The sequence below is a fragment of the Exobacillus caeni genome, from assembly GCF_005747095.1.
GTDB lineage: Bacteria > Bacillota > Bacilli > Bacillales > Guptibacillaceae > Exobacillus > Exobacillus caeni.
In genome coordinates this window covers 39,667-52,277 of the sequence record NZ_SWLG01000008.1, presented here as the reverse complement: position 1 = coordinate 52,277, position 12,611 = coordinate 39,667, and the positions used below count along the sequence as shown (strand labels likewise).

14 protein-coding genes are annotated in these 12,611 nt (G+C 40.4%); 7 read left to right on the top strand and 7 right to left on the bottom strand.

Going from position 1 to position 12,611, the window contains the following annotated elements; translation table 11 throughout:
- Positions 1 to 44 precede the first annotated feature (44 nt).
- Positions 45 to 1,568, top strand: a complete 1,524-nt coding sequence (locus FCL54_RS12595; protein ID WP_181954885.1) for a glycine betaine uptake BCCT transporter — start codon at positions 45 to 47, stop codon at positions 1,566 to 1,568.
- 68 nt (positions 1,569 to 1,636) lie between these two features.
- On the opposite strand, the gene FCL54_RS12590 is transcribed toward FCL54_RS12595, so the two are convergent.
- Together FCL54_RS12590 and FCL54_RS12585 are read right to left on the bottom strand one after the other, a co-directional pair.
- On the bottom strand, positions 1,637 to 1,831 hold the full coding sequence (locus FCL54_RS12590; protein ID WP_138126955.1) for a YwbE family protein: 195 nt from the start codon (positions 1,829 to 1,831) through the stop codon (positions 1,637 to 1,639).
- A gap of 142 nt (positions 1,832 to 1,973) precedes the next feature.
- Complete coding sequence (locus tag FCL54_RS12585; protein WP_138126953.1) at positions 1,974 to 2,759, bottom strand: dioxygenase family protein; 786 nt, start codon at positions 2,757 to 2,759, stop codon at positions 1,974 to 1,976.
- 139 nt (positions 2,760 to 2,898) lie between these two features.
- Here FCL54_RS12585 and FCL54_RS12580 point away from each other — a divergent pair, with 139 nt between their 5' ends.
- Together FCL54_RS12580 and guaC are read left to right on the top strand one after the other, a co-directional pair.
- On the top strand, positions 2,899 to 3,438 hold the full coding sequence (locus FCL54_RS12580; protein ID WP_138127195.1) for a helix-turn-helix domain-containing protein: 540 nt from the start codon (positions 2,899 to 2,901) through the stop codon (positions 3,436 to 3,438).
- Between the two features lie 177 nt (positions 3,439 to 3,615).
- Positions 3,616 to 4,599, top strand: a complete 984-nt coding sequence (gene guaC / locus FCL54_RS12575) for a GMP reductase (protein WP_138126951.1) — start codon at positions 3,616 to 3,618, stop codon at positions 4,597 to 4,599.
- 65 nt (positions 4,600 to 4,664) lie between these two features.
- Here the strand turns inward: guaC and FCL54_RS12570 are convergent, their stop codons facing one another.
- The 3 genes from FCL54_RS12570 to FCL54_RS12560 form a co-directional block, all read right to left on the bottom strand.
- Positions 4,665 to 5,381 carry an NAD-dependent deacylase gene (locus FCL54_RS12570; RefSeq protein WP_281281372.1) on the bottom strand — a complete coding sequence of 239 codons (717 nt, stop codon included), beginning with the start codon at positions 5,379 to 5,381 and terminating at the stop codon, positions 4,665 to 4,667.
- Between the two features lie 36 nt (positions 5,382 to 5,417).
- Entirely contained in the window at positions 5,418 to 6,188 is a 771-nt protein-coding gene (locus tag FCL54_RS12565) for a creatininase family protein (protein ID WP_138126949.1), read from the bottom strand.
- A gap of 63 nt (positions 6,189 to 6,251) precedes the next feature.
- Complete coding sequence (locus tag FCL54_RS12560; RefSeq protein WP_138126947.1) at positions 6,252 to 7,184, bottom strand: D-2-hydroxyacid dehydrogenase; 933 nt, start codon at positions 7,182 to 7,184, stop codon at positions 6,252 to 6,254.
- Between the two features lie 486 nt (positions 7,185 to 7,670).
- Here FCL54_RS12560 and FCL54_RS24040 point away from each other — a divergent pair, with 486 nt between their 5' ends.
- Together FCL54_RS24040 and FCL54_RS12555 are read left to right on the top strand one after the other, a co-directional pair.
- On the top strand, positions 7,671 to 7,841 hold the full coding sequence (locus FCL54_RS24040; protein ID WP_171016827.1) for a hypothetical protein: 171 nt from the start codon (positions 7,671 to 7,673) through the stop codon (positions 7,839 to 7,841).
- Between the two features lie 126 nt (positions 7,842 to 7,967).
- The gene (locus FCL54_RS12555; protein WP_138126945.1) at positions 7,968 to 8,099 is read left to right on the top strand and encodes a DUF3941 domain-containing protein; all 132 of its coding nucleotides are present in this window, start codon (positions 7,968 to 7,970) and stop codon (positions 8,097 to 8,099) included.
- A 130-nt stretch (positions 8,100 to 8,229) separates the two neighbouring features.
- On the opposite strand, the gene FCL54_RS12550 is transcribed toward FCL54_RS12555, so the two are convergent.
- Positions 8,230 to 8,832, bottom strand: coding sequence for a DJ-1/PfpI family protein (locus FCL54_RS12550; RefSeq protein WP_138126943.1), 603 nt, complete (start codon positions 8,830 to 8,832; stop codon positions 8,230 to 8,232).
- 289 nt (positions 8,833 to 9,121) lie between these two features.
- Between FCL54_RS12550 and FCL54_RS12545 the strand changes: the two genes are divergently transcribed.
- Positions 9,122 to 10,711, top strand: a complete 1,590-nt coding sequence (locus tag FCL54_RS12545) for an ABC transporter substrate-binding protein (RefSeq protein ID WP_138127193.1) — start codon at positions 9,122 to 9,124, stop codon at positions 10,709 to 10,711.
- A gap of 49 nt (positions 10,712 to 10,760) precedes the next feature.
- The gene (locus FCL54_RS12540; RefSeq protein WP_138126941.1) at positions 10,761 to 11,831 is read left to right on the top strand and encodes a M42 family metallopeptidase; all 1,071 of its coding nucleotides are present in this window, start codon (positions 10,761 to 10,763) and stop codon (positions 11,829 to 11,831) included.
- 76 nt (positions 11,832 to 11,907) lie between these two features.
- On the opposite strand, the gene FCL54_RS12535 is transcribed toward FCL54_RS12540, so the two are convergent.
- Positions 11,908 to 12,597 carry a YjjG family noncanonical pyrimidine nucleotidase gene (locus FCL54_RS12535; RefSeq protein WP_138126939.1) on the bottom strand — a complete coding sequence of 230 codons (690 nt, stop codon included), beginning with the start codon at positions 12,595 to 12,597 and terminating at the stop codon, positions 11,908 to 11,910.
- Positions 12,598 to 12,611 lie beyond the last annotated feature (14 nt).

Below are 12,611 nucleotides of genomic sequence, written 5' to 3'. Positions count from 1 at the left end.
TTGGGAAATAAGAAGATTTTGTTGTTTAGGAAAGGGGTTTTTTGGTGAAGAACGTAACAACTGTTTTTAAAGTATCAGCAGCGGTGATGTTTCTGCTGGTGTTAGCGGGTGTTTTAATGCCCGATGCTCTTGAGACGATTACAGCTAACATCCAAACTTTTATATCAAATGCTTTTGGTTGGTATTACTTAATTTTAGTTACTTTCTTTGTGATCGTTTGCTTATTTTTCTTAATCAGCCCTGTCGGCCGAATCAAACTGGGAAAACCTGATGATGAACCTGAGTTCTCCCGCCCAACCTGGATTGCGATGTTATTTAGTGCAGGTATGGGAATCGGACTCGTATTCTGGGGGACGGCTGAACCGATCAGCCACTATGCTGTCAGTTCACCAACTGGTGAAACTGGCACCAACCAGGCGATAAAAGACGCGATGCGGTTTACCTATTTTCACTGGGGAGTTCATGCCTGGGCCATTTACGGTATTGTCGCACTCGTGTTAGCTTATTTTAAGTTCAGGCATGGGAAACCGGGACTCATCAGTGCAACGTTGTATCCAGTGCTCGGAAAGAAAGCTGAGGGTCCGTTGGGAAAAATTATTGATATACTGGCTGTTATCGCCACTGTGATCGGGGTAGCGACCACACTTGGATTCGGCGCAGTGCAGATTAACGGCGGTTTATCGTTCTTGTTTGGTCTTCCTGTTAACATCGTCGTCCAATTTGTAATAGTTGCTGTAGTAACGGTTCTGTTTATGTATTCTGCCTGGTCAGGCTTAAGCAAAGGGATTAAGATATTATCTAACGCTAACATGCTGCTTGCGGTTCTTCTTTTTGCCGTGATGTTTATCCTCGGCCCAACCATGTTTATCTTAAACCTTTTTACAAATACCATTGGAACCTATTTGCAAAACCTCCCTGCGATGAGTTTTCGGATCGCTCCGCTTGACGAAGATACTAGAAGCTGGATCACCGGCTGGACAGTCTTTTATTGGGCATGGTGGATTGCATGGTCCCCCTTTGTCGGCATCTTTATTGCAAGAGTATCGCGAGGACGCAGCATAAGGGAATTTGTATTCACTGTCTTGCTTATTCCGTCTGTTATCGGATTCCTATGGTTCTCGACATTCGGTGGAACAGCGATTTCGCTAGAACACGAAGGGCTTGCAAGGATATCAGAGTATGCGACAGAGGAATCGTTATTCGGTGTCTTTTCTAACTATCCTTTGGGAATGATTGCATCGATTCTGGCGATTTGTTTGATCGGAACCTTCTTTATTACGTCAGCTGACTCAGGAACTTTCGTGTTAGGAATGATGACTTCTAACGGCTCTCTTTCACCTGGTAAGGGAATCAAACTAACATGGGGAGTCCTGCTTTCGGCAACTGCACTTGCACTTCTTTATACAGGCGGACTGCAGGCACTGCAAAATACCATGATAGCAGCGGCCTTCCCATTCTCGTTCATCATGCTGCTCATGACGATCAGCCTGATCAAATCTTTGTACGGAGAAGCTAGAGAACTCGGGATCGGAAGGTTCAACCCGCCTAATAGAAGCTATAAACGTTAAGAACAAAGCGTGCAAACTTAAAGTGTTTGCACGCTTCTTTTTGAGGAAAATTTATTTTTTGTTAACAATCACTCTACTATTTCCTTCACTCTACCCACGATGCCGTTTTCAAGCATGACCTTAATGCCATGCGGATGTGTAGTAGATTTGGTAAGTAACCTGGAAACCACACCTTCCGTTAGTTTTCCTGTCCGTTGGTCTTGTTTTTGGACTACCCTTACTTTCAAACCGGGTTTAATATTCTCTCTTTTTGTTCCTTCCATGCATTTTTCCTCCTAATACTGCTTCTGAATATCTTTTTACTATTTCGTTCTTATACACTTCTACAAGTCTTTCTTTAGGTACAGTATATCATTTTCCTTTGCATAATGATTTTAGGAAGTCTAGACTCCTTCCCCGATTACTTCACACCCCGAATTGCCATACACTGTGGCTGAGGTTTCCATATCGATAACTGTTATGCAATAACTTTCCGGTTCTTTCGTTATCAGCTGCTCCCATCGCATAAAAGATCGGAATAAAGTGTTCGTTTCCATGTGGTGGTACAGCAAGATCTGCCGCAGGTGCTAAGGATTTATAGTTGAATAGTGTATCAAGATCCCAGTTATTAATATGGCGATCTAGCCACTGATCAAACTCAACTGCCCATTGGTCAGCATCTCCGTTCTCGCTGCCAAATTTAATCGTTCCAAAATTATGAACGGTCCCGCCACTTCCGATGATTAAGATATTTTCCTCTCTTAACTTAGATAAAGATTTTCCTATCTTGTATTGTGCTTCTGGTGGGAGATTCGGGTTAACAGACATGGAGATGACAGGAATATCTGCATCTGGATATAGCATGTTTAGTACAACCCATGCTCCGTGGTCCAGTCCTCGCCTGTTATCTACTTCAAAAGGTATTTCGTTTTTTGTAAAGACTTCCTCAATCTTGTTGGTGACTAACCCGCTACCTTTCGCAGGATACTTAATTTGATAGAGTGCTGCAGGAAAACCGCCGAAATCATATATGGTCTCAAAATCTTCGACATCACTTACCTTTTGTGTTGCTGATTCCCAGTGAGCAGAAAAAAGCACAATTGCCACAGGCTTTGGTAAAGCAATGCCTAAAGCATGTAAAAATTTAGTATATATATTGTTTTCGATAGCTAGTAATGGTGCACCATGAGCAATAAAAAAAGATGGCATCATAACAGTTATTCCTCCCTTATATGTTTTCTTTTATGAAATATTGTTATATATAAGTTAACAAAAGGAGTGTAGAACGTCAATTATATTTTTGTTAATATAGAAATATGTTTCATAGTAGAAAACCTTTGAGGTGATGGCACTGGATATCGGTACTAAAGTCCGCTCGATCAGAAACAGGAAGAAAATCACGATTGCTCAAATGAGTGAAGGGACAGGTCTTTCGAAAGGGTTCATAAGTAATGTGGAAAATAACAATACTTCCCCTTCTATTAACACGCTAAGTACAATTGCAGAGTTTCTCGGCGTTCCCTTACCCTATTTATTATTAGAAAAAAAACAACAAATGCACGTCGTACGAAAAGATTCAAGGAAAAATTCTTTACACAATAACTTAAAAGTTCAGCATTTAACTTCGAGGGGCGGTCTAAGGATGATGATTGTTGATGTTCCTTCTGAAGGCTCTATCGGTGAGCCGCATTCACATGAAGGGGAAGAATGCCATCTGGTATTGGAAGGAAAGATCTTGGCTGAACAGGGTGAAGAATCCTTTATTTTAGAAGTAGGAGATTCTTTCAGCTGGAATGCCAGTGTTCCGCACTTTGTGAAAAACATCGGCGACCAGAAAGCGGTTATTTTGATCGCGATTCACTCCGATACAGAACTAAGTGATGTGTTGTAAAAGTTAATAAGTTGATTGATGAATTTATAAAAACGAGAGATTATAAGTAGAGAAGATGCTTTTTAATCCCTTACTTTATTTTCACTTTGACTTTTGTCAAAAAATAATGTAAATTACCTAATGGACGAACGTTTTTAAAATTTAATAATTTAATATTCGTTTTTGGGAGTGTTATTAATGGAAAATGTGTTTGATTACGAAGATATTCAATTAATTCCGGCTAAATGTGTCGTAAACAGCCGTTCTGAGTGTGATACTAGCGTGACACTTGGTGGGCATTCGTTTAAGCTGCCTGTGGTACCTGCGAACATGCAAACGATCATCGATGAAAAGATCGCAACTTTCCTGGCGGAGAATGGCTATTTCTATATCATGCATCGTTTTCAACCGGAGAAGAGAATTTCTTTTGTAAAAGAAATGAAAGCTCGCGGATTGATCGCATCAATTAGTGTTGGGGTAAAAGAAGAAGAATATAGCTTTGTTGAACAAGTTGCTGCTGAAGAGCTTTCACCTGAATTTATAACAATTGATATTGCTCACGGGCATTCAAATGCAGTTATTGAAATGATCAAGCACATTAAGAAACACCTTCCTGAAAGCTTTGTTATTGCAGGAAATGTTGGAACGCCAGAAGCGGTACGTGAATTGGAGCATGCCGGTGCGGATGCAACAAAAGTGGGCATCGGGCCGGGTAAGGTATGTATCACGAAGATTAAGACTGGCTTTGGGACAGGAGGCTGGCAGTTAGCTGCTCTTCGCTGGTGTGCAAAAGCTGCTAGTAAACCGATCATCGCGGACGGTGGCATCCGTACGCATGGAGACATCGCGAAATCCGTTCGATTTGGTGCATCCATGGTCATGATCGGGTCCTTGTTTGCCGGTCACGAAGAATCCCCGGGAGAAACGATTGAGGTAGACGGAAAGCTTGTGAAAGAATACTTTGGTTCTGCATCTGAGTTTCAAAAAGGGGAAAGAAAAAATGTGGAAGGCAAAAAAATGTATGTGGAACATAAAGGTTCTCTAAAAGATACTCTTATCGAAATGGAACAGGATCTTCAATCTTCTATTTCTTATGCCGGTGGGGACAACCTGGATGCAATTCGCCATGTCGATTACGTTGTCGTAAAGAACTCTATTTTTAACGGTGATAAAGTATATTAATAAAGTCGGGGTGAGCAGGATGCATTTGCAATTGCTCACCCCTTTCCCCTTTTAGAATTTTCCCTTCAAATAGACTCATTAACTTCTTTCAGCACTTCACCAATTTTCCTTTTATTGATGACAAGGTCTGCAATGTCGTCAAGTGGAGTTTGTTCTATATTTACTATGACGAGTTTTGCACCATTCTGTTTTGCGATCTGCGGAAATAGGTTCGCAGGGGCAACCTGTAATGACGAACCCAGTACAATAAACAAGTCCGCATTGTTCGTTTCTTCCTCTGCAAGGTGGATAGCATCTTCGGGAAGCATTTCTCCGAACAATACAACAGATGGCCTGATAAATCCCCCGCAAACGCATGTTAAATCGTTAGACTCCAGGAAGGTTTCCATCGGATAAGTTTCTCCACAGTTATGGCAACGGCACTCTCTTAATGTCCCATGTAGTTGCGCAACGTCCTTATGTCCGGAAATGGTATGGAAACCGTCAACATTCTGAGTGATAAAGGATTTGATGATTCCCTTATCTGCCCATTCGGCTAAAATACGATATCCGGCGTGGGGCACAACGTCTAACAACGCCTTCATTCTCTGGCGATAAAATGAAATAAACTCTTCCTGGTTATGTTCCATTGCGTCCACCGTCGCCAGTTCCAATGGATTTCGGTTATTCCAGAGTCCGTTACTGGAACGGAAATCAGGAAGCCCGGATTCCGTACTTAACCCTGCGCCAGTTAGTACAACAGTATAATTAGATTCTTTTAGCATTTTTGCTAAGATTTCCATCACCTCTTCCCCACTTTTTTGCTTTTGAAGTATAGATTAGGCATTTTGAAAGTAAAATTCATCTCGCACGGCTTTTACAATTTCATCCGAAAAGAGATCTAAAAAGTATTCGCCCCATTCCGCTTTCGCCTTAGTTGGATCGCCCATAATTCCGACTTCGGTAATTCCAACTATCCCTTGATTAAACAGCTTGTTTAAAACTTCCTCTGTCATTGGGCCGACATAGCCTGCTTTTGCTTTATCCATATCGACTTGATTTGGTGCGATATGAAGCATTACGGACGTTTCCATTGCTCCACCATGCGCGCAGCTTCCTTCAACCAGTCCATATTTCTTTTCAAACTGTGCCATAAGCTCCATCAGCCGTGTAAGTGATAATGCACTGCTTAATTGAATATCAGGGTGTACTTCTTTAAGTTCTTTTACGATTTTTTCATTTTCATTAAAGTTGCCGCCATGCGAGGAGAAAATAATGATTTTTTTGAAGCCGTGACTTTTATAGCCTGTGACAAAATCCTCTATTATCCCCCTGTAGATTTCCGGCCTGAGCGTTATACTCCCAGCCATTGGCATATGGTGTTCCGAAAGCCCCGGGCGAATTACTGGAGAGACCAGCGCATTACCTAGCTTTTCGGCAACACGAAGCGCAACTTCCTGTCCAATTACTGTGTCGGTTAGTTCAGATAAGTGATGGCCGTGTTGTTCAACAGAAGCGGTACAAATAATAACAGTATCCATTCCTGCTTCAATTTTTTCTTTTATCGTTGGCCAGTTCATCTGTTCAAGCAAGTATTCACGATTACTCAATATGATCTCCTCCCTTTTATAATTTGAGATTGTTTATGCTTTAGCTACTTTCATTTCAGGTGGCTAAAATCCTTTCGAAATATCTACTTTATTTTTGAGCGGTTTTTCTTGCTCTACGTTTTTAAGCGTTTCTACAAAACAGTCTACTGCCTCTTCTGCTGTGGTAACGGCTGATATATGCGGTGTGAGTGATATCCTGGGATGTTCCCATAAGGGGCTATCTTTTGAAAGTGGTTCTTCGGAAAACACATCAAGTACCGCAAAACGTAGATGGTTATTCTTTAATGCATCCAATAAGGCGCTTTCTTTAAGAGAGGCCCCTCTCCCGACATTTATAAAACCAGCTGCATCCAGTTTTTCAAAAATAGAAGCATCGAAGAGCCCTTCTGTTTTTTTAGTCAACGGCAATGTGTTAATAAGGTAGTCCATTTCATTTAATCGTGAGAAGTGGTTTTCAACCGGGAATACTTCTTCAAAAAAATCTTTTTGCCTTCCGCTGAGTGAGACCCCATATACTTTAACATCGAAAGAAGAAAGAATCTCTGCAGCCTTTTGGCCGATCTCTCCCGTTCCATAGATGAGCACCTTTTGTTCCCTTAACATGGCCGGAGTCATCGGCTGCCATTTCTGTGCTGCTTGGAAAGATTGAAATTCATTATGGTACTGGATATCTTTTAATATGTAACTTAAGCAGTACTCTCCTATTCGTTGGCCAAAGGAACAAATCGTTCTTGTTAATAGAACATCTTCATCCCAGTCTTTTTGGAATAAAAAGCGGTCCACACCTGCGCCAAGCGAGTGAACCCATTTGACTTTGGAATAGTCATAGTCATTCTTTGTATTAAAAGCAAGAAAAGCATCAGCCCATTCCAGATCAGCAGAACCTGTTTCTTCTTCGGGTAAATATCGAAACGCCTTCCCTAACCCTTTTTCTTCTAATACAGTTTGTATTTCTTTATGCATGGGACTAACAACTAATATTTTATGGATGTTCATGAAAAATCACCTCTTCCATAGGCTTCGACAAAAAGAGATAAATACCTCTGGTTCCCAAGACCGATAACTTTACTAAATAATATAAGATACTCCTTCATTTTCCCTCAATAAAAAAGAAAAGTTAAGAAAGAAGACGGTTTTAGGCGCTTTATATCTGAAAGTTACAAATAATCAGATAATATGGTTTATTTCGAGAGTTGAACTGCTTCGTTACACTCTTTATAGTTAAGGTACATCTTAATACTTTGTATTTTTTGGAGGGATGTAGTGTGACAGACTTTTGTATTTATTGCGGACAAGAACGCTCCGTATTTAAGAGTGGCAGTCCATACTGTAGTAAATGCAAAAGGTTGATTGTGAAGAGAAGATACGCTGGCGATGATTACTGTGATTCAAACGCATTAGACTATTCCTCTGGCTCCTTTAACGATGATTTCCTTTACGATTACAATCAATTTAAATGATTAAAAAAGGAGGGCGTTGATCATGGCTAGAAAAGCCGGTCGCCGACGGAAAAAAGTTGAACGTTTCCTTAGCGAAGAATTTAAAAAGGTTGAAACCAATGTCACAAAGCAATCTTCTGAGATAACATTTCAATATCCCGTTTCTGACGTGAGAGTACCTGAGTTGCATGAAACTCCACTTAACCCACTTTAAAAAATATCACTATGGATTCTTGCTTTATTATTAAAAAGGAGCCGCTTTGGCTCCTTTTTGGTTTTACATAATTCTACCATCCAGGGAAATACTAAGGAGCGAAAACCTATGAGGGGAGTGCTGAAAATGTCCAACACTAAAGATGACGATAAGAAACCAAGAGACAATAACGCACATAATCACGAGAAGAATATTTTAATGGAAGAAAACCGAAAAGCAGGGAAAAAGCAATACTCCAAGAAAACGGACCATCTTTAAAAAACAATTTGTAAGTATTATTAGAACCATGTGTGCTCCTCTGCTCACATGGTTCTAAGTTTTTTGGTAAAATAATAATATTTATAAATATTTATCCCTCTTTTTCGAAGGTGCATCCCCACGCTTCATGCTATCTTCTTCTCCAAACAGTCCCTCTCCTTTCATACTCGAGTCTCTTTTCAACCTGGCAAGCTGCTTCAGAACCCACAAACCGTTCTATCAACCATAAAGCTAGATCAATACCGGAAGTCACTCCCCTTGCAGTAATTAGATCATGATCATCAACCACCCGTGCACCCACTACTTCGCAACCATATGACTCCATTTCCTTTTCGGCAAGATGATGCATCGTGGCTTTATGCCCTTTTGCAATTCCTGCGGCGGCCATCAACATTCCTCCTGTACAGACACCGGCAATGATGGACCCCTCTTTATAAAACTTTCCGATCAAAGAAGGGATCGTTTCACTTTCAGCTTCTTTTCTCGCACCTTTTCCTCCTCTGTGGTTCCAGCCTCCACCGGGAACGATCAAGATGTCGGGATAGTTTTCCTCATTGATATATTCATCTGCCTTCACTTCTAAGCCATAATACCCAATCACTCTCGGTAACCCTAATGTCACCATCTTCACTTGAAAGTTTGCTCCACATTCATTCGCTCGTTTCAGCACTTCAAAAGGTCCAATTGCATCAAGTTCATCAAAACCCTCAAATAATAAGATCTGCACATTCATCGGCTGCCTCTTTTCTCTCTTAAATAAAAGATGTAGGTATACTTTTCACTTTTAATTTTAACTTAGTGTCCTATTCTATTAAATTTGTTTTTCGTTATGGCAGTTTATAAAAGAAAGTTATGAGAGTTATTTTCCTTATTCACAACAAAATTTTGTATCTTTTGGTAAATTTCTGATATTTTTTCGCTTTACCGTGTTGAAAAATTAAAGCATTTGGGTTAAAATTCCTCTGATACATAAATTAGGAGGGATAGATTTGCAAAAAGTAAAAGTACTTCTCAGTATCATCATGGTTGCAGCTTTGGTTTTGTCTGGCTGCAGTAACAACGAAAGTTCCTCGGGCACTTCAGAAGACAATTCTTCAAACGGAGGAGGCACCTTAGTCTTCGGACGTGGAGCTGATGCAGTTTCACTAGATCCTATTAACGTGACAGATGGTGAATCTATTAGATCCACCAACAATATCTATGAAACGCTATTTACTTATGATAACAACTTGAAACTACAGCCAAAGCTTGCGATGGGTTATGAAACGTCTGAAGATGGACTAACCTGGACAATCAAACTGCGAGACGATGTAAAGTTCCATGATGGAACAAAGTTTAACGCAGATGCGGTTGTTTTTAACTTTGATCGCTGGATGGACAAGGAGAATCCTTATCATCAGGGCGGTGACTTTGTTTATTATTCATTTTTATACGGCGGTTTTAAAGGTGATGAAAACCATTTGATCGAAAGCGTAAAAGCAATCGACGAAACGACTGTTGAATTCAAACTTAAGGAAAAAACCGCTCCGTTCATCAGTTACCTTGCGATTCCAATGTTTGGTATCGCGAGTCCAGATGCGATTAAGAAATATAATGAAAAGTTTAATGAGCATCCAGTCGGTACTGGCCCTTTCAAGTTTAAGGAATGGAAACGAAATGACACCGTCACTTTAGAAAAAAATGAGGATTATTATGTTGATGGAAAGCCTGAACTAGATCGGCTGATTTTCAAGGTGATTCCAGATAACACAGCTAGATTAACAGCACTGCAAACCGGTGAAATCGATATGATGGATGGTCTTGATCCATCAAAAGCCGATAGTGTGAAAAACAATGAGTCACTTGACCTTATCGAACGTCCGAGCTTTAATATTGGTTATTTGGCCTTCAACATGGAGAAAGAACCGTTTAATGATGTGAAGGTAAGAAAAGCGATCAACTATGCGATCGACCGAAAAGCAATTGTTGACGCCTTTTACAGTGGACTTGGTGAAGTGGCGAAGAATCCTTTACCGCCGAGCCTATGGGGTTATAACGATAATGTTGAAGGATATGAATTGGACATTGAGAAGGCTAAGAAGCTTTTAAAAGAAGCAGGTTACGAAGATGGATTTAAGACTCAGTTATGGACAATGAGTAATCCTCGGCCATATCTGCCACAGCCGCAAAAAATCGCTGAAGCTTTACAATCTGATCTTTCAAAAATCGGTATAGAAGTTGAAATTGTAACTTATGAATGGGCTACTTACCTTGACAAGACTAGCCAGGGTGGACATCCGATGGCATTGTTCGGCTGGACTGGAGTTATGGCCGATCCTGATAACTTCCTTTTCCCTAACCTGGATAAGTCAAATGCAGAAGTACCTGCGAATAACAGAGCATTTTATAAGAGTGAAGAAGTCCATCAACTGTTAGTAAAAGCCAGACAAACACTCGATCAGGAAAAGCGTGCTGATATCTATAAAGAAGTTCAGGAGATTTTATATAAAGATGCTCCATGGGCAAATCTAGTTCACACCACTCCTCCACTTGCGAAGGCTAAATATGTGGAAGGATTTAAAGCACATCCAATGAACGATGATTTATTTACGAACGTAACATTGTCTAAATAATCCTGATGAAAGGGCTCTCCTGCCCTTTCACTTTTTGGAGGGATAAAAAATGTATGATCTTCTAAAAAAATTATGCGATATAGTTGGCCCATCCGGGTTTGAGCAGGATGTTTTAAGATCTATTCTTGAAGAAGTCAAGGATACAGCGGATGAATGGAAAGTTGATGCGTTAGGAAATTTAATCGTCACCAGGAAAGGGACAAATCCAGAATACCCTTCCCTCCTTTTAGCTGCCCATACGGATGAAGTTGGCTTTGTAGTGAAAAAAATAGAAAATAATGGTCTGATACGTTTTGAAAAAGTCGGAGGACATGATGACCGCATTTTACTCTCTCAGCCGGTTAAAATTAAAACAAATAAATCGATCATACGCGGTGTAACTGGTACGTTATCTGCTCACTATGTGAAGTGGGATGATCCAAACCGCGTGAATTCTCACAGGGAATTGTATATCGATATTGGAGTGGATTCGGTAGAAGAAGCAGCTGAGCTTGGCATAAAGCCCGGTCTACCGATAAGCTATGGAACCGAACTGAATTATCTTGCGGAAGGCAGTAATCGTGTTTCGGGGAAATCACTGGATGATCGTGCTGGCTGTGCTGTGATGATCCAGCTACTAAAAACTCTAAATGCAAACGATGAACATGGCGATATTCATTTTGCTTTTACAGTACAGGAAGAAGTAGGCTTGCGTGGTGCTAGTGTCGTGGCAAATGAGGTGAATCCTGATTTTGCACTTGCTATCGATACGACTCCTACAAGTGATACCGGTGATGTTTTAATGACGAATACAAGAAAGCTTGGGCAGGGTCCTTGTTTAAAAGTGATGGATAAATCACAGATTGCCCATCCTCTAATCACTGGATTGCTTGAAGATCTTGCTGCAAATTATGAAATTCCGCTTCAACCAGAAGTCTTTATGGGGATTGGTACAGATGCTGGTGCAATCCACATGACAGGATCAGGTATTGTAACTGGCGGGATTTCAATTCCTTCACGGTATACCCATGCTCCTCTTGAAGTGGTTGATTTAAAAGACCTGGAAAACACTGTTGAACTAACAAGGCAATTTATTTTTTCACTAAATAGTATTAAGGGAAAAACATTTCTTGATACTTGATTCTTGATGTAAAAGTCAAAAAACCCCGGCGCTGTTATGTAAGCAACGGGGTTTCATATTGTTATCACATTTATTCCTATTTCACTCCCAAAATCTGATAAAGTTCCTCCAGTTTTTGTATCTCATAGCTTGGTATGATATCCGTGTTGTTATGTTTCTTTCGTGGATTGAACCAGCAAGTATCAATACCGGCCATGTTACCGCCTTTGATATCCGAACTCAAAGAATCTCCGATGATCAATGTTTGTCCTAAATCAACTTCAGGTATCCTTGCGAAAACATAATCAAAAAATTCCTTCATCGGTTTTTGAAAGCCGGTGTCTTCTGAAACAAAAACATCCCTGAATAACGGATGTAAACCTGAATCGCGCAACCTTTTATCCTGTGTCTTTGAAACGCCATTCGTCACGATGAATAAATCAAAATTCCTCTGTAGATCTGTAATTAGCTCAAATGCACCCGGGACTTGATCATGCCCTTCTTCGAGGTACGACCGATAGCTTTTTTCCAATAATACTCCATCGACCTCTTTACCATGCTCTTTAAATAAAATCGAAAAGCGGGTATTTACAACCTCATCACGGTCTATTTCTCCTCTTTCAAAAGATTTCCAGAGTTCCTGGTTCACTTTTTTATAACGTTCTTCTACTTCTGGTGTTAAGGGGAATCCATGCTCTTCAAAAAGCAGTCGAAGCGCAAGTTTTTCTGCTGCTCCAAAGTCTAAAAGTGTGTCATCTACATCAAATAATAGCGTTCTGTGCTTCATAAACTGTATCTCTC